18 protein-coding genes are annotated in these 15,754 nt (G+C 43.0%); 15 read left to right on the top strand and 3 right to left on the bottom strand.

Annotation, left to right across the window (positions count from 1 at the left end; translation table 11 throughout):
• Positions 1–485: 485 nt before the first annotated feature.
• The 6 genes from uppS to MSWH1_RS04620 all read left to right on the top strand — a co-directional run bounded on the left by uppS (position 486) and on the right by MSWH1_RS04620 (position 6,946).
• Positions 486–1,382, top strand: coding sequence for a polyprenyl diphosphate synthase (uppS, locus tag MSWH1_RS04595; RefSeq protein ID WP_197074060.1), 897 nt, complete (start codon positions 486–488; stop codon positions 1,380–1,382).
• A gap of 823 nt (positions 1,383–2,205) precedes the next feature.
• A complete protein-coding gene (locus MSWH1_RS17395; protein WP_052723131.1) occupies positions 2,206–2,721 on the top strand; it encodes a rhodanese-like domain-containing protein in 516 nt (171 codons plus the stop codon).
• 21 nt (positions 2,722–2,742) lie between these two features.
• Positions 2,743–4,836 (top strand): thioredoxin domain-containing protein, encoded by a 2,094-nt coding sequence (locus MSWH1_RS04605; RefSeq protein ID WP_048126518.1) that lies wholly within the window; start codon positions 2,743–2,745, stop codon positions 4,834–4,836.
• Positions 4,837–5,002: 166 nt separating this feature from the next.
• Entirely contained in the window at positions 5,003–5,236 is a 234-nt protein-coding gene (locus MSWH1_RS04610; RefSeq protein WP_048126521.1) for a cytochrome b5 domain-containing protein, read from the top strand.
• Between the two features lie 85 nt (positions 5,237–5,321).
• Complete coding sequence (locus MSWH1_RS04615; protein WP_052722593.1) at positions 5,322–5,843, top strand: pyridoxamine 5'-phosphate oxidase family protein; 522 nt, start codon at positions 5,322–5,324, stop codon at positions 5,841–5,843.
• Positions 5,844–6,385: 542 nt separating this feature from the next.
• Complete coding sequence (locus tag MSWH1_RS04620; protein WP_048126523.1) at positions 6,386–6,946, top strand: adenylate kinase family protein; 561 nt, start codon at positions 6,386–6,388, stop codon at positions 6,944–6,946.
• A gap of 23 nt (positions 6,947–6,969) precedes the next feature.
• Here MSWH1_RS04620 and MSWH1_RS04625 read toward each other — a convergent pair whose 3' ends face one another.
• The 3 genes from MSWH1_RS04625 to mer all read right to left on the bottom strand — a co-directional run bounded on the left by MSWH1_RS04625 (position 6,970) and on the right by mer (position 9,682).
• On the bottom strand, positions 6,970–7,491 hold the full coding sequence (locus MSWH1_RS04625; protein WP_048126525.1) for a nicotinamide-nucleotide adenylyltransferase: 522 nt from the start codon (positions 7,489–7,491) through the stop codon (positions 6,970–6,972).
• Positions 7,492–7,556: 65 nt separating this feature from the next.
• Entirely contained in the window at positions 7,557–8,597 is a 1,041-nt protein-coding gene (gene fpoF / locus MSWH1_RS04630) for a F420H2 dehydrogenase subunit FpoF (protein ID WP_048126527.1), read from the bottom strand.
• A gap of 98 nt (positions 8,598–8,695) precedes the next feature.
• Entirely contained in the window at positions 8,696–9,682 is a 987-nt protein-coding gene (gene mer, locus MSWH1_RS04635) for a 5,10-methylenetetrahydromethanopterin reductase (RefSeq protein WP_048126529.1), read from the bottom strand.
• 950 nt (positions 9,683–10,632) lie between these two features.
• On the opposite strand from mer, the gene MSWH1_RS04640 reads away from it, so the two are divergent.
• The 9 genes from MSWH1_RS04640 (at position 10,633) to afpA (ending at position 15,743) form a co-directional block, all read left to right on the top strand.
• Positions 10,633–10,758 carry a desulfoferrodoxin FeS4 iron-binding domain-containing protein gene (locus MSWH1_RS04640; RefSeq protein WP_048126531.1) on the top strand — a complete coding sequence of 42 codons (126 nt, stop codon included), beginning with the start codon at positions 10,633–10,635 and terminating at the stop codon, positions 10,756–10,758.
• A gap of 153 nt (positions 10,759–10,911) precedes the next feature.
• Complete coding sequence (locus tag MSWH1_RS04645) at positions 10,912–11,142, top strand: DUF2180 family protein (RefSeq protein ID WP_048126533.1); 231 nt, start codon at positions 10,912–10,914, stop codon at positions 11,140–11,142.
• Positions 11,143–11,153: 11 nt separating this feature from the next.
• On the top strand, positions 11,154–11,378 hold the full coding sequence (locus MSWH1_RS04650) for a DUF2180 family protein (protein ID WP_048126535.1): 225 nt from the start codon (positions 11,154–11,156) through the stop codon (positions 11,376–11,378).
• A 106-nt stretch (positions 11,379–11,484) separates the two neighbouring features.
• Positions 11,485–11,832 (top strand): carboxymuconolactone decarboxylase family protein, encoded by a 348-nt coding sequence (locus MSWH1_RS04655; RefSeq protein ID WP_048126538.1) that lies wholly within the window; start codon positions 11,485–11,487, stop codon positions 11,830–11,832.
• A 256-nt stretch (positions 11,833–12,088) separates the two neighbouring features.
• Positions 12,089–12,457 (top strand): desulfoferrodoxin family protein, encoded by a 369-nt coding sequence (locus MSWH1_RS04660; protein ID WP_052722595.1) that lies wholly within the window; start codon positions 12,089–12,091, stop codon positions 12,455–12,457.
• A gap of 86 nt (positions 12,458–12,543) precedes the next feature.
• Complete coding sequence (locus MSWH1_RS18820; RefSeq protein ID WP_156148072.1) at positions 12,544–12,696, top strand: hypothetical protein; 153 nt, start codon at positions 12,544–12,546, stop codon at positions 12,694–12,696.
• A gap of 24 nt (positions 12,697–12,720) precedes the next feature.
• Positions 12,721–14,103, top strand: coding sequence for a cytochrome c family protein (locus MSWH1_RS04665; RefSeq protein ID WP_231585584.1), 1,383 nt, complete (start codon positions 12,721–12,723; stop codon positions 14,101–14,103).
• A gap of 129 nt (positions 14,104–14,232) precedes the next feature.
• A complete protein-coding gene (locus MSWH1_RS04670; protein WP_048126542.1) occupies positions 14,233–14,877 on the top strand; it encodes a flavodoxin family protein in 645 nt (214 codons plus the stop codon).
• 230 nt (positions 14,878–15,107) lie between these two features.
• Entirely contained in the window at positions 15,108–15,743 is a 636-nt protein-coding gene (afpA, locus tag MSWH1_RS04675; RefSeq protein WP_048126544.1) for an archaeoflavoprotein AfpA, read from the top strand.
• The last annotated feature ends 11 nt before the right edge of the window (positions 15,744–15,754 follow it).

Below are 15,754 nucleotides of genomic sequence, written 5' to 3' on the forward strand. Positions count from 1 at the left end.
ACATTATTTGAGTTTATATAGTTTAGTCTTTCTCGCTCGTGGTATTAAATTCAACTGCGTAAGTCCTACTCCTGTCTGATTATAGCTGGTTCACATGGATGTCCTCTAACTGCATATGATCAGGAAATCCAGGAAAAATTCCTAAATAAAATGATTTTGTATTTTTCTTTGAGAGTAAATCAGTAAAGTATTTCATTAAATAAAATTAATTTAGAAAGAGATCTATTCCCGTGAGAGATGAATTTTCTCTATTATGAGTATGTTCATAGGGGTTATAGAAACTCTCAATATTACACTTTCCAGCAAAAGAGATATTAATTATCCTGAACTAGAGTGAATACTGAACTAGAGTGAATACAGAAATTTGTGTAGTAAAGGATCTACATAGACAAGTTTGGAGCCGACATATCGCAGGGGGAAAACAGATAATTAACCTGAAAATGGTACCGTGGAATACAGGAGCCTTCCGGGCAGGGCTTCGCTTCATGAAAAACCGGACTTTCAGCATGTTCTACCAGAAGTATGAGCAGATGCTTGAAAAGGAGATTTTGAGTTATGACATCCCTGATCACATAGCCGTAATTATGGATGGAAACCGTAGATATGCGGGACAGCTGGGAAAAGCTCGGAGTTTCGGGCATGCCATGGGGGCAGAAGTCACTGAAAAGGTTATTGAGTGGTGCTATGATATCGGAGTAAAACAACTTACACTCTATGCCTTTTCCACGGAAAATTTCCATCGTTCGGAAGAAGAGGTTGATGGACTCTTCAACCTGATCAATGAGAAGTTTCTGAAACTTTATAATGATAAAAGGACCTACGAAAAAGAGATGCAGGTCAGGGCAATAGGGGACAGGACAAAGCTGCCGGCTTTTCTAAATGAGTCCATTGAAAAGATTGAGAAAGCCACCGAACACCATAGAATGTTTAACCTGAATGTGGCTATTGCTTACGGGGGTAGACAAGAAATAATGCAGGCAGTCCGCGATATTGCAGCGTGCGTTTCAAGTGGAAAACTTTCTCTTGAAGAAGTGAATGAAAACATGATCTCAAAACACCTCTACCCTGCTCCGGGAGTGTCCGTCCCGAATGTGGACCTGATCGTCCGTACAGGAGGAGATGAAAGAGTTTCCAACTTCCTGCCATGGCAGGCTAACGGTAGCGAGTGTGCAACTTACTTCTGTGCTCCTTTCTGGCCGGAATTCCGAAAAATCGACCTTCTTCGCTCGATCAGAGTGTATCAGGCCCGAAATGACGAAAAAAAGCTGGAACACTCATACCGTGCCTTAAAAGTTAGAAATTTCCTTAAAGTAGGAAAATATGGGGAAAAAAGCGAAGAACTAGGACAGTTTTTGCCTATAAAAAAGCAGAGAATTTCCTGAAATATTTAATGCCTGTGAAAAACAGGATACCTGAATAGGTGTCAATTACCCCTTCCTGCTACTTTGATCGAGGAAGGGGGTATCCTGCTTAAATGAGATTAACAATTACTCCCCTCTTAACCTGTAAGTTCCCTGATCGCAATAATTTTTTTACTGTATAGATTCCATATCCTTTTTTGTTCTAAGTTTCTCCCTGACCTGACAGCCTGCCGAAAAAAAACAATCTCTAAAACAATCTCTAAAACAATCTCTAAAACAATCTCTAAAACAATCTCTAAAACAATCTCTAAAACAATCTCTAAAACAACCCCTAAAAGTACCGATATATTGATATTCCGGTGACGACTATTTAAATAGGGAATATTTTGGTTATACCTAATTTTTCAGTTCTCCGGACTATCAAATAACCTTGAGAACTTATCACAGATTCGAAATAATAAAAAACACATTAACAGGATAAAGCTATCCGGTAAGGTTATCTGGAAAAGGACAAAATACTGGGTAGCTACTTATTTAGATATGAGGAGTTATAAAATGGGCACTTGTAAGGAGTTAAATCCTTACTCCTGAGGGGCATGTATTTTAAAGATCAAGGGGCTGGATGATGCTACATCTGCCTATCTGGCACATGGTTCTTTCCAGGATTATTTAAAATTGCTGGAAAGGAGAAAGCTGAAACTCATGAAACTGCAGGCACATACAGTTACTCTGGAGATATTTCAGTAGCCTCTACCCTAACATCCTCAAAGGCTGCAAGTATTGCAGTCAAATAGTCAACTATCCGCTAAATCTAAAGATTTAACGGGTTTCAGGCTGAGAGTATATGAATTTTCAATTCGGACATTGCAGAAAAGGCAGGAATTTTAAAATCGCTGAGGAACTGGAAGTCGGGCCTGCAGACTGGGTAAAAAAAATTTTTAAGTTTAAAGACTCCGGTGCCCGTAGTTTTCAAGCTCCCAGAGAAACCATCGAAACCGGCGGCTCAGATGAAGGAAAAGCTGCATCTCAAAAGGGGGTGGGCCTGAAAAAGGAAACTATCTCAGCCTCTGAACTGCAAAAGAAGCTGGAGTCTGGAACTCCTATTCTTATCCTTGATGTCAGAGAGAAAAATGAACTTTCCGGAAAACTGGGACACCTGGAAAACTCGATAAATATCCCTGTTGGAAGCCTGGAAAGTAGGATTTCGGAGCTTAATGATTCCAGAAACAGGGAAATAATAGTTGTATGCCGTTCCGGTATGCGGGCGGAAAGAACTACTGAAATTCTCGCCAGAAATGGTTTTGGGAATGTAAAGGTCCTGAAAGGTGGTATGATTGCCTGGCAGGATCTGAAAAAATGAGGAAAAACAGGAGGGATTGTACTGGGAATAGAACAAAGAAAAGCTAACCGCCTGATTAATGAAAAGAGCCCTTATCTTCTACAGCACGCCTATAATTCTGTGGACTGGTATCCATGGGGAGAAGAGGCTTTTGAAAAAGCCAGAAAAGAAAATAAGCCTGTTTTTCTCTCAATTGGGTATTCCACCTGCCACTGGTGCCATGTGATGGCGCATGAGTCTTTTGAAGACGAAGAGATTGCAAGACTCATGAACGAAACATTTGTTTCTATAAAAGTAGACAGGGAAGAACGGCCGGATATTGACAACATCTACATGACTGTCTGCCAGATTATTCTTGGAAGAGGAGGCTGGCCCCTCAGTATCATTATGACTCCGGGCAAGAAACCTTTTTTTGCAGGGACCTACATTCCGAAAAAGTCACGCTTCAACCAGACAGGAATGCTGGAACTGGTACCCAGGATAAAAGAAATCTGGAATCAGCAACATGAAGATGTACTTGATTCAGCTGAAAAGATTACATCTACCATCCAGAACATGATTGTAGAGTCTGCAGGGGAAGGACTGGGGAAAGAGATAATCGAAGAAGCTTATGAAGAACTGCTGGAGTCATTTGATACCGAGTATGGAGGCTTTGGAGGGGCTCCAAAGTTCCCGACCCCACACAAAATTTCCTTTTTACTCCGCTACTGGAAACGTAGCGGAAACCCTGAAGCCCTCCATATTGCAGAACATACCCTGGACAATATGCGCAGTGGAGGAATCTATGACCATCTGGGCTCGGGTTTTCATCGCTATTCCACGGATAACATGTGGCTTCTGCCTCACTTTGAAAAAATGTTATACGACCAGGCTCTTACCGCAATTGCATACACTGAAGCCTATCAGGTTACCGGAAAAGACCTGTATAAAGAAACAGCAGAGGGAATCCTTGATTACGTTTTGAGGGATCTGACATCTCCGGAAGGCGGTTTTTACTGCGGAGAGGATGCCGATGTTGAAGGAGAAGAAGGAAAGTACTACCTGTGGACCATAGAAGAGGTCAGGAGTATCCTTGGTCCCGATGATTCCGAGCTAATTACTAAAATGTTCAATTTGAAAAGAGGAGGCAACTTTGAAGAAGAAATCAGGGGCAGAAAAACTGAAACAAACCTCTTCTATATGGTTCTCTCTCCTGATTCCCTTGCAACCGAACTTGAGATCCCTGTAGAAGAAGTTGAAAACCGGGTGCAATGCGCCCGAGAGAAACTCCTTGCAGCCAGGTACGAGCGCAAAAGGCCTTCAATGGATGACAAGATTCTGACCGACTGGAACGGGCTTATGATTGCAGCCTTTGCAAAAGGTTTCCAGGTTTTCAGGAAACAAAAATATCTAAAAGCCGCGGAAAAAGCCGCAGATTTTATAATGGAAACCCTTTACAGCCCCGGCAACAGGCTGCTTCACCGTTACAGGGATGGAGCTGCAGGAATTTCCGGAACTTCCGATGACTACGCCTTTCTGATACATGGGCTCCTGGAACTTTATGAGGCGGATTTCCAGCTGCGGTATCTCAAAGCAGCCGTTTCCCTGAACAATGAATTGTTTGAACACTTCTGGGACCCTGTTTCCGGGGGGCTCTATTTCACAGCCAACGATAGTGAGGCTCTTATCTTCAGAAAAAAGGAGTTTACAGATGCAGCAATACCATCCGGAAACTCAGTTGAAATGTTGAACCTTCTGCGCCTCTCAAGGATAATTGCAGATCCTGAACTAGAGGGAACTGCTGACAGGCTCGAACGCGCATTTTCAGATATGATCAAAAAAGCGCCTTCAGGGTACACTCAGTTTCTGTCTTCTCTTGATTTCAGGCTGGGACCTTCATATGAAGTGATTATTTCTGGAAAGCGCGAATCTCCGGATACAGTACATATGCTTGAAGAGCTCTGGAGCCACTTCGTACCTAATAAGGTGCTGGTTTTCAGGCCCGAAGGAGAAAATCCCGAAATTGCAGGCCTTGCAGAATACACAACAGAACAGCTCCCTATTGAGGGAAAGGCAACTGCATACGTCTGCCAGAACTATGAATGCCAGCTTCCTACCACCGAAACCAGCGAGATGTTAAAGATGCTTAATGTTTGAGGTCCGCAATCAGCTGATACAGGCCTCAGGATGAGATTAAAACTCAGATTGGATCAGATAAAAACATATTGAATTAGATAAACACATATTGGATCAGATAAAATCCTATTGGATCGGATAAAAACTCAGATCAGTACTGAAAAGTCAAATAAAGGGGACATTGAAAATGAAAGAGTACACACTTGAAGAACTTTCAGAGTACAACGGAAAGAACGGCAAGGTTTACATCGCATATGCCGGACAGGTATACGACGTATCAGACAGTAATCTGTGGGAAGGCGGCACTCACCAGGGACTTCATGATTCAGGGCAAGAACTCTCGGAAGCAATGGACAACGAAGCGCCCCACGGCCCCGAGGTTTTTAAAGATTGCCCGATTGTCGGAACTTTGAAAAAATGAAAAGGCTATGTGCCGAATGGTTTTGACGAATGGTTTAAAGTTTTCAGGAAAAAGCAGGAAATCGCAATAAGAGGGAATTGTGGGTATGAAAGATGAAATTGCATCCGTTATTCCTCAGGAACTGGAAGAAAAGGCAGGGGATCCCTCTGTTGAGAAGATAGGGTTCGAAAAAAAAGAACTGCTTGAACAACTAAATGAATTTTTTGAATCTCAACCCCTTGCCGTCCTGGCAACTCAAAACGGAACAGCACCTTACGTGAGCCTTGTTGCTTTTGCCTCGGATGAAAAGCCTAAGTATATTCTTTTTTTGATTACGAAAGCAGCCAGGAAATTCTCAAATTTGTCAGCAAATCCTTCAGTTTCCCTGTTGATTGACAATAGAAAGAGCACAATCGGAGATTTTAGGGATGTAATGGCTGTAACAGTGCTCGGGAAGGCGGAGCCCATCGAGGACTTCGAACGCAGCATAATGGAAAGAATCTATCTGATGAAGCATCCATATCTAGTGGATTTTTTGCATTCGCCCACAACGGCTTTTCTGAAAATCCGGGTGGAAAAATACATTGTTGTGACCCATTTCCAGCACGTTGTTGAAGTTTCGGTTTAATATATTTATTCGGATTGAGATATTTATTCGGTTTAATATATTTATTCGGATTGAGATATTTATTCGGATTGAGATTTATAGGAAAAAATGTAAAACCCATGAAATCTTAATTTTATGGGATATAAACGTCAACTTCCTCATCATTATTTTTGTTCATATGTACCATCGTCTAACATTATATTAGATTAAGTTATGTGAATACCACGCAACCTTTTTCCAAGGGTTTACCATCAGGCTCTATAGGTCTTGAATAAATCCACTGTACCAAGTTCGTATTCATGTAAAGCTGAAACGGACGAATGGACAGAACTCAGTAGGGATGGTATAGCCCGAATTAATGCTCATGGAGATGCCGATGTTCTTCTATGAAGTGAAAAGCTGCTAAGTCTTTAGCTTAGGGGTAGTTCACCGATTCTCAATCTCACAAACAGAAGCACGGTACAATACAGCATAGTACAACACAGCGCAGTACAACACAGCATGGCACAGCACCGCTCAACTGGCATTAAGTATAACTGCGATAAACCCTTATCTCCCTCTCCATGCTCATAGGACTCACAGGTACGCCGGGTACGGGAAAAACCTCGGTAAGCAAGTTTCTCGAAAAAAGAAGGCAGTGGAAAGTAATCTACCTTAACGACCTGATAAAAGAAGAACATCTCTACACTGAAGTTGATGAAAAAAGGGATTCAGTAGTCGCGGATATGGAGCTTATCCGAAGCCGCCTTCCTGAGCTTACTGATAAAATGGAAAGAGAATCCGCAAACAAAGTGGTAATTCTTGAAAGCCACCTTGCACACTATATTGCAGATATTATTATCGTACTGAGGGCATACCCGCCGGAACTGAAAAAAAGGCTTGAGAAACGCGGGTATTCCAAAGAAAAGGTAAACGAAAACGCAGAAGCCGAATCAATCGATTTGATTCTGGCGGAAGCTTTCGAATGGTGCGAAAAAGTTTTTGAGGTAAATACAACCGGCAGGGCTGTAGAAGAGACTGCGGGGGATGTGGAGAAAATCATAGACTATCTTCTGAGCGGAAAAGAAGATGAACTGCATGGATACAGCCCAGGCTCCCTTGACTGGATAGATTCGGTGCCCTGAAAGAAAGTAGTGCTAAATAAGCGTTATAGAGAAAAGTTGTTATCGCTTGCAGAAACATTCCTGAGACGGGTTACTCCGTCGATATCTTTGATTGTTTCTACAATAGGTTTTGGGACAAGGTGTTCCCATTTTTCCCCTGCAATCATCCGCCTTCTGATTTCAGTCCCAGAGTACCTTTCCCTGATATAGAGTGGAGACTCCTTAACACAGAACCCGGCTTCCCGGAAGAGCTGGAGGACGAGAGGATTGTTTGAGTACACCACGTCAAAACGAGGAGTTCTGGATGCAACGTGGTGGACCCAGATAGAGTTGTACCTGACATCTTCGATGGGGAGGACGTAATGGCGGATAGGGAGGTTCTCAAGTGCGTTGTAGAGCATCAGCACCCTTTCCCCTGCCGTGAACGGGTCGGTGGCTTCATGGCTTTTCTGAGCACTTCCGATGCCTATGACCAGTTCATCCACCTCTTCGGCAATCCGCGTAATTACAGTATGGTGCCCGAAATGATACGGCTGAAAACGTCCTATATAGAAAGCTCGTATCATCCTGGATTTCACCTCAAATTTGTACTGGTTATCTGTTTGGATATATCTGGATATATCTTCTGGTTTTAGATTGTTTCATTGCGGATTCCATTCTCAAAGCTGAACTTCTCGCAGACTTCAAGGAAATGTTCAGCATTGCCCTTACGCTTCATATCGATGAGTTTTTTTACAAGTTCGAGGCCTGGCTTGGGGTCTTCCATGGTCTCCATATCATCGCGGACCATATCGAAATACTTCTCTCCTACATCGGTTCTTATAAAGACCGAGTTCCATCCGTCAGGAGCCCCGACAGAACCTACTGAGATGTCGGCAAAGACCGAGGTATAATCACAGCAGTGGTGGCAGGGGTTTCGAGCAAACTTGGCCACGTCCTTGATGGGTACGGAGTGGACCTCACCATCATCGGTGTAGACCCAGAACTTGCCCTTGGTGAATTCCATCTTCCGGATGTCTTCGACCTTTACCTTAAGGATTTCAGGGATGATTTTCTCAAGCATGACATCATGATGGAAACTTTCCATACAGAGCAATCCGATAATGAGCACGATCTTTTCGTTTACATTCTCCCGGATCAGATGTGCAGCATGGGCCTGACAGGGCACTCCAATAACTGCAATCCGGTCGTACTTTTCGAAGGCTTCCCTGAGCGCTGCAAGAACGGGATCTGATGTGTACTTTGTCCCTCTTGTCCGTTCTACATCTTCTGCACTCGTCAGCAGGACCACTTCAGGTTCCCACTTCTCATTTCTGGCAATCCCAACTGCACAGTCGATTTTACCCTGCCTGAAAAGAGATTTGAGGATACCACTGGATACTCCTCCGTCCTGGCTGCCGGCATTGTCCTTTGACTTTGCACCAAAGAACTTACGCACGTTTGCAAGCTCGTTGTCGATGAAGCCGTCCACTACCGGACAGACCCGACTACAGGTTAAGCAACCTTCACAAACCTGGTATCCGGCTCCTTTCTCATACAGGCCCAGATCGTTCGGATCTCGAATTTCACCCGCCTTCTTTACGGTAACAGCCCCAATGGGACACACGGCCTCGCATGCCCCACAGGCTGCGCATACGTCAAAGTCAATGACTTCTGCAATCTTTGGTGGCAATCAGTTACCTCCAATGCCTTGATAAGCTTGCCTTATCGGCAAGATGTTTTTAAAAATATAATGAAATATAAAAATGGTTATGCAGGATGTAATAAAAATTACATCTTTGCAATGATCTCTTTGCCTATAAGCTTTATTGCTTTCTCTTTGTCAGGACCGATAGGGGATCCGGCGACAATCTGGGTTACTCCAATTGCTTCGAGGTCCTTAATCCTCTTCATGCAGTCTTCCGGAGTTCCGCAGATGGCAAAGGCTTCGATCATCTGAGGGGTAACAAGCCCGCCCATGAGGGACCCGAAGTCTCCCTTGGCAATGGCTGCACCGATCTGCTTCTTGGCTTCGACCGGAATTTCATGCCTTTCGAGGACAAGGTCAGGGGATCCTGCAACGATAAAGGCAACCACTACTTTTGCAGCATTAATTGCTTTTACCGGGTCTTTGTCAATGGAGAAACAGGCGTATGCTGTAACGTCGACTTCACTGGGGTCACGGCCGGCTTTTTCGGCACCCTTGCGGATCTGTTCCACAGCGACCTCAAAATCCTTCGGGTGAGAAGCGTTGATCAGGACACCATCTGCAATTTCACCGGAAAGTTCGAGCATCTTGGGGCCCTGGGCACCCATATAGATAGGGATTGGTCCAGCTTTGAAAGCAAGCTTTGCGCCTCCGAACTTGACCATTTCGCCGTCCATGGAGACTTTCTGACCTGCAAGGAATCCTCTAATTGCCTGAATTGCTTCTTTTGTGGTTGCGAGAGGCTTTTCCCATGCAATGCCCATAGCATCGAAAGTTGCTTTGTCTCCGGGTCCGAGACCAAGGACTGCTCTACCACCTGAAATCTCTGCAACGGAAGCAATGCTGGATGCTGTAATTGCAGGGTTCCTGGTATAAGAGTTTGTAACACCGGAGCCGATCTTGATGCTGTTGGTGTTCAGAGCGAGAACGGTAAGAGTGGAATATACGTCACGGTTGTTGTAGTGGTCAGTGATCCATACATAGTCGAATCCCTGTTGTTCTGAAAGCTTTGCGTAATATGCGATCTTTAAAGCAGGATCGGCCGGTACAAATTCGATTCCGAACTTCATATTTGGTAACTCCTTTTAACTAATGGGTTAATAGCTAGACGGGCCTGTTTTTCGCCCCACATAAAGATATCTATTTAATTATAATTAACGTCCAGTATAATAGAGGCCAATTTATAATTAACATCCAGTATAATAGAGGTCAATTATAATTTTTAACTACAATTCATATAACAGTATTTAAGAGTCTATATATAATTAACTGTATTAAAGAAAATGTATATAATTATTTTAATAAAAGAATTCCTCAAAATACCCTTGAAAGTGAAGACCTGTTCAAGACCTGACTAATTCAAAGGAAATAATCAAACCTTATAAACCTTTTCCATAATAGGACTTTTTCAAATCATATAGTACTTGCTTACTCAATAGATAAAATCAGGCATGTGCGGCTTTATCAATATTATTGTGATTTATACAGAGGAGTGATATCTGTTTTATTTTTCAGTTCAACTGCGTGGGTCCTGATCAGATATGGTCCTGATCAGATTTCAACCCATAATTAAGGAAAAATAATAAATAGCTAATTTTAAAGAAAGTTATTCTTCAAAAAACAGGAAAAAGTTTATATTATAAAAATGCAAGCTACCGAAATAGTTAGAGTTTTCCATGGTTAGAAAATGATAAATATAGGGGTTAAAGATAACGAAATAGGGAAAAGACAAAGCCTTAAAGCCCGGTAAAAAATGTGTGAGAAAAATAAGACAGAATCGGATTGAAGGGGAAAATTTATTACATTTTAAAAAATCCTTACAATTATATACAAAGAATCGATAATATAGATGGGTGTAGATAAAATCCGGAGTAAGTATCGGAGTAAATGCCGGAAATAATAGGGCAAGTGGAAAATCCGCTTAAAAGTTTTGGTCAACTACCCCTTAAGCTAAAAGACTCAGGATTTTCCTGCTGAGGGTTTAGGAATTTAATATAAAAGACAAGGAGGTGAATTAGCTATGGCTGTATCCAGAAAAGGAGAAAAGTACCGATGTGAAATCTGCGGTAATGAGGTCACCGTAACAGAAGTCGGGGGTGGAACGCTTGTTTGCTGTGGAGAAGATATGATCCTCATAGAGGAATAATTTAAGGGTTATTATAAAGGGTCATTAGAGAGTTAATTTAAGGGTCATTAGAGAGTCAGAAATTCTCTCATATGAGAATTATGAATTCTCAGACCTGAAATTGTTTGGATAAAATTCGAATAAAAACAGGATTTCCTGCTAGGAGGAAAACCGATGAAATGTTATGAGTGCGCCATAGAAGGCAAAGATACGGATGCTGTGGGAATTTGTATTGTATGTGGGAGAGGGGTTTGCAAAGATCATCTTATCCATGAGGAAACCCCGGTCTGGGAGGGGGACTACCCGATAGAGCTGAAGCCCGACCAAGAACATATAAAAAGAATTGTCTGCCTTCCCTGCCATGAAGCCCTGAAGGAGAACTGCCTGTTTAATGAGGTTTGCTGAGGTGGCCAAAAATGCTGAAATGTTACGATTGCCTTGAAGAGAATAAGGATACTGAAGCAGTAGGGGTTTGCATTGTCTGCGGAAAGGGTCTCTGCATGGAACATATAAAACAGGTAGAATTCCCAATGAAAGGAGGAGGATACCCGCTGCCTCACAAGACACTAAAGAAGGGCCTTCCACGGATGCTGTGTAAAGAATGCATTGACAACATTCTTGGAGATGGGTTCTGCGTCTAAAAAAACGGTTGTGCATATCAATATAAGTATTAAGATAAATATTTAATATAAATGTAAATCAATAAAAATTGGTAGTTCTAATAATGGAGTAGAGGAGATTAGAAGAATGACAGAACACAAAGAGATTATAGAAAGTATGGGAGAGAAAATGGGGTTCACCCCTCAAATTCTGGAGACACTTGGAGATCTTGATCCGGAATTCCTGCACAAATACAGAAGATGTGACCACAAAATACTGACAGACGGAGCTCTTCCGGCCAAGATGAAGATCCTTATGGCCCTTGCAGTGGTGGCATCAAAGCAGTGCGAGTCCTGCACTATGTCCCAGATGAAAAGCGCGCTTAAGAACGGGGCTACCAAGGAAGAGATCATGGAGACAATGGAAGTTATCTTCATCACCTCTGGTGCTCCTGCCGTAGCTGCTTGTAGGGATGCTCTCAAAATGCTGAAATAAATGTGAAAGCCACGTTTAAAAGTCAACTACCCCTCCCTAAAGTCTGATGACTTTTAAGGAAGGGGTGTTCCCGCATTCTTTGATGAATATCAAAATTACATTCAAAAATTACATATTAAATTATATTTTAAAATTACATTTATTGGAATTAGAATTGCAGTGGCGCAATCCTCTACAAGTAGCGGGTTATATTTGCACCACTGTTCATAGTTCCTTAAAATTCGATCGAAATAAACCAACAGTGGAGGGAATGAATATGGTGGAAGGAAAGATTAACAAACCGGCGGACCCTAAAAACCTGACAGAAGGAGATAAGAAGCACATCCCGGCAATCTACGTGCCAAAAACCATCGTTGCCGGAAAGCCTTTTGATGTAATTGTTGAGGTGGGACTTATTCCTCACGTGATGGAAGAAAAGCACCATATCGAGTGGATCGAACTCTACCTCAATGACAACAAAATAGGAAAAGTAGAGCTCTCCCTGCGCAAAAACAAGAAAGCTGAAGCTACATTCACAATTGAGGCAGATAAATCCCTGGCAGGAAAGGAAAGCAAACTCCATGCTCTTGAACACTGCAACATTCATGGGACCTGGGAAGAGTTCATGACTATCAAGATGAGCTAAAGAGTAAAACTGACCGGAAACGGGGGAGATAGCTGGATTTTATAGTCCTAAGATAAAGAGAAAAATATGGCGTGTGAAGGGTGAACTTGCAGAGTATACGGAGAAAAAAATCCGTAACCATAAACCTGCACGCCCGGAAAAACAGCAACATCCATAGTTCCCGGAAAGATTATCAGTATAGTAGAGACCATATCTGGGGAAAAAAGGCAAACGTGCATCTGGAAAATCTGAAAACCTGAAGACATAGTCTGGAGGGAACGTCAGTGAAAAGCACGGTACTCATGATTACCATTTTTTTATTTGCAGGATTATGGGCATCCTCTGTCGCGGCAGAGCAAAGCGGACCCAGGAACTTCACATCTGACCAATTTTCGAAATCCGGTCTCTGTTCCAACTGCCACGGGAGCAGTTTCGGGGAATGGGACGGCTCAATGCATTCGAATGCAGACAGTGACTTCTTTTACCAGGCAATGCTTCAGGAATATGGTGTAGCTGCAGAAGCCCAGGGTCTTTCTCCGGAGTTTTGCTCTCGCTGCCATACGCCCATAGGAATGGTTTCGGCTGAAATCCCTCCCCTCGACGGCTCGGACCTGAGTGAGGTTGCAAAAGAAGGAGTCCAGTGTGATTTCTGCCATTCAGTTGTCGAAAGTGAGGGAATTGGAAATGCCCTCTATGTACTTGAGCCTGGAGATGTAAAATGGGGGAACAGAGCCGATGCAGTGTCTCCTTCCCATGAGATAGAGACTCATGAGTTCTACAACGAGTCCGGATACTGTGGTATGTGCCATAATATCTACCATCCGGTAAATAACCTGACTCTCGCAGCCACTTATACCGAATGGGAAGAAAGCTCATATGCTGAAGAAGGGGTGAACTGCCAGGCTTGCCATATGACCCCGGGAATCGTCGGCTTTGAAGAAAACCCCGGAAAAGCTGCCTCAACAGGCCCGAAAAGGGAACATGTGTATACCCATTATTTTGCGGGCGCAAACGCTTTCGTAACAGAGGTTATGGGGGAAGGGAGGCACGAAAAAAGGGCTATAGAGTACCTACAGCATGCTGCATCCCTTAAAGTAACAGCTCCCGATTCGGCAGAACCTGGGGAAAATGTGGAAGTTGAGGTAGAGATTATAAACACAGGGGCAGGGCACAAAATCCCTACCGGCGTTACCGAAGAGCGGGAAATCTGGCTTGAGCTTATTGCACATGACGCTGAAGGGAAGGAAATCTATCACTCAGGGGCTCTTGACAGTGAAGGGAAAATTGACTCTGGAGCAACGGTCTATCACACGGTTTTTGCTGATTCAGAAGGAAACCCCACGGTAAAAGTATGGGAAGCAGAAAGCATTCTTTCTGACAATAGGATAGGCCCTAAATCTTCTGCAGTTGAAAAACATTCCTTTTCAATGCCTCAAAAAGCTTCCAATCCCATCAGTGTAAAGGCAATCCTTCACTACCGATCAGCTTCTCAGGAACATATAGATGAGCTTTTCGGGGAAGGGGCCTATTTGGTGCCTGTGATCGATATGGCAACATACCCTGAGGAGAAAAAAGCCTCCACTCCTGGCTTTGGGGTAACAGGAACGCTTATTACCCTCTCTCTGGTAAGCTTTTATAAAATGTATAAAAAAAGACAAAAGGCCTAAAAGAAGACAAAACGAAAAAATAAGGGTATTTAGATTTATCAGAGCATAAAATTATGTGTCCAAAAGACATACCAACGTATATGTTCAAGTATATGATTAATTTTTTAAAAGGGATGCCGGAGACGGGGCATGCAAGAAACTGAAACCAAACCGATAAAAATTCTGGGAATATCGGGAAGTCCCAGAAATATGGCGACTGATTTTCTGGTCCAGGAAACTTTGAAGATCGCAAAGGAAAAGTACGGGGCAGAAACCGACTATTTCTCTGCCAAAGGGAAAAAGTTAAACTTCTGCATCCACTGCGACTTCTGCGTAAAGAAAAAAGAAGGCTGCATCCACAAAGACGATATTTCGGCTGAACTGTATGAAAAAATGATATGGGCAGATGCCTGGGTCATAGGGACTCCTGTTTATCAGGGAACCGTTAGTGCCCAGACAAAAACGATTATGGACCGTTGCAGAGCCGTTGTTGCCAGAGACCCAAAGGTCTTTTTGAACAAGGTAGGGATGGGAATTGCAGATGGAGGCGACCGAATAGGTGGACAGGAACCGGCTATCCAGACCATTCTGAACTTTTATGTGATCAATGAAATGATCCCTGTTGGAGGAGGCTCTTTCGGAGCAAATCTGGGGGGGACGTTCTGGTCGCGGGATATGGGAGCAGAAGGGGTTTCCGAGGATTCGGAAGGCATGAGGAGCCTTAGAAAAACCCTTAAGAAGCTTATTCAGACAACCCAGCTCGTAAAGAAAGCTAGTGTATCGATTCCAAAATAAATTCCTGATTTAGTGGGAAAGATTAGTGATTGGTAAATAGATTCAAGAGTCAACTTTTGAAAACCTACTTCGGAATCGCAGTGCTAGTTCAGGAGCGGAGCCTGAAATTTAAACGCCGGAAATGCCGAAAGAAGAAACAAGTAAGCAATGAGACGGATAAGCAGTGAGACAAAAAAATCAGTCTAATAAATCATCAGAGATTGGATTGAAACCTTAAGGAAGGTGTTATTTTGGTAGAACCGCTAGGCAAGAAAATTAAACGTATAGCATGGGGAATTACAGGTTCCGGAGACCAGATGATTGAGACCTACAGTATTCTGGTGGACATTAAGAATCGGACAGGTGTTGAAACAATGGTTTTCCTGTCTAAAGAGGGTGAAACCGTAATCAAATGGTATCACCTGTGGGACAAAATCCAGAACGATTTCCCTAACTTCAAAGTAGATGCAGGCCCCAACTCCCCATTTATTGCAGGCCCGCTGCAGATGGGATATTATGATTTCTTGCTCATAGCCCCGGCAACTGCCAATACAGTGGCAAAGATCGTGTACGGGATTGCAGATACCCTTGTTACGAATGCGGTTTCTCAGACCGCAAAAGGAAAAACACCTATTTTCATTCTACCTGTAGACCAGAAAAGGGGAACTGTAAAAACTGCTGCACCCAGCGGGAGAGCATTTGAGCTAAGTATGCGCGAAGTCGATGTTACAAACTCGGAAAAACTTGCGCAGATGGAAAATATAACCGTACTTCCCAGTCCCTATGATATTTATGATATATTTGGGCTTGAACGACCTTCTGAAGATATAACCTTAAAAATAAAAGAACAAAAGAAACGCAAAACCAGGAAGGAAACAGGTAATTAAATAAATTTAGA

This window comes from Methanosarcina sp. WH1 (assembly GCF_000970005.1).
In the GTDB taxonomy this organism is placed as follows: domain Archaea; phylum Halobacteriota; class Methanosarcinia; order Methanosarcinales; family Methanosarcinaceae; genus Methanosarcina.

Excerpts from the sequence above, each read along its gene's own strand:
- uppS (WP_197074060.1), top strand. The coding sequence starts at position 486 with ATGAAAAACCGGACTTTCAGCATGTTCTACCAGAAGTATGAGCAGATG.
- MSWH1_RS17395 (WP_052723131.1), top strand. The coding sequence starts at position 2,206 with ATGAATTTTCAATTCGGACATTGCAGAAAAGGCAGGAATTTTAAAATC.
- MSWH1_RS04610 (WP_048126521.1), top strand. The coding sequence starts at position 5,003 with ATGAAAGAGTACACACTTGAAGAACTTTCAGAGTACAACGGAAAGAAC.
- MSWH1_RS04615 (WP_052722593.1), top strand. The coding sequence starts at position 5,322 with ATGAAAGATGAAATTGCATCCGTTATTCCTCAGGAACTGGAAGAAAAG.
- MSWH1_RS04620 (WP_048126523.1), top strand. The coding sequence starts at position 6,386 with ATGCTCATAGGACTCACAGGTACGCCGGGTACGGGAAAAACCTCGGTA.
- MSWH1_RS04625 (WP_048126525.1), bottom strand. The coding sequence starts at position 7,491 with ATGATACGAGCTTTCTATATAGGACGTTTTCAGCCGTATCATTTCGGG.
- mer (WP_048126529.1), bottom strand. The coding sequence starts at position 9,682 with ATGAAGTTCGGAATCGAATTTGTACCGGCCGATCCTGCTTTAAAGATC.
- MSWH1_RS04640 (WP_048126531.1), top strand. The coding sequence starts at position 10,633 with ATGGCTGTATCCAGAAAAGGAGAAAAGTACCGATGTGAAATCTGCGGT.
- MSWH1_RS04645 (WP_048126533.1), top strand. The coding sequence starts at position 10,912 with ATGAAATGTTATGAGTGCGCCATAGAAGGCAAAGATACGGATGCTGTG.
- MSWH1_RS04650 (WP_048126535.1), top strand. The coding sequence starts at position 11,154 with ATGCTGAAATGTTACGATTGCCTTGAAGAGAATAAGGATACTGAAGCA.
- MSWH1_RS04655 (WP_048126538.1), top strand. The coding sequence starts at position 11,485 with ATGACAGAACACAAAGAGATTATAGAAAGTATGGGAGAGAAAATGGGG.
- MSWH1_RS04660 (WP_052722595.1), top strand. The coding sequence starts at position 12,089 with ATGGTGGAAGGAAAGATTAACAAACCGGCGGACCCTAAAAACCTGACA.
- MSWH1_RS04670 (WP_048126542.1), top strand. The coding sequence starts at position 14,233 with ATGCAAGAAACTGAAACCAAACCGATAAAAATTCTGGGAATATCGGGA.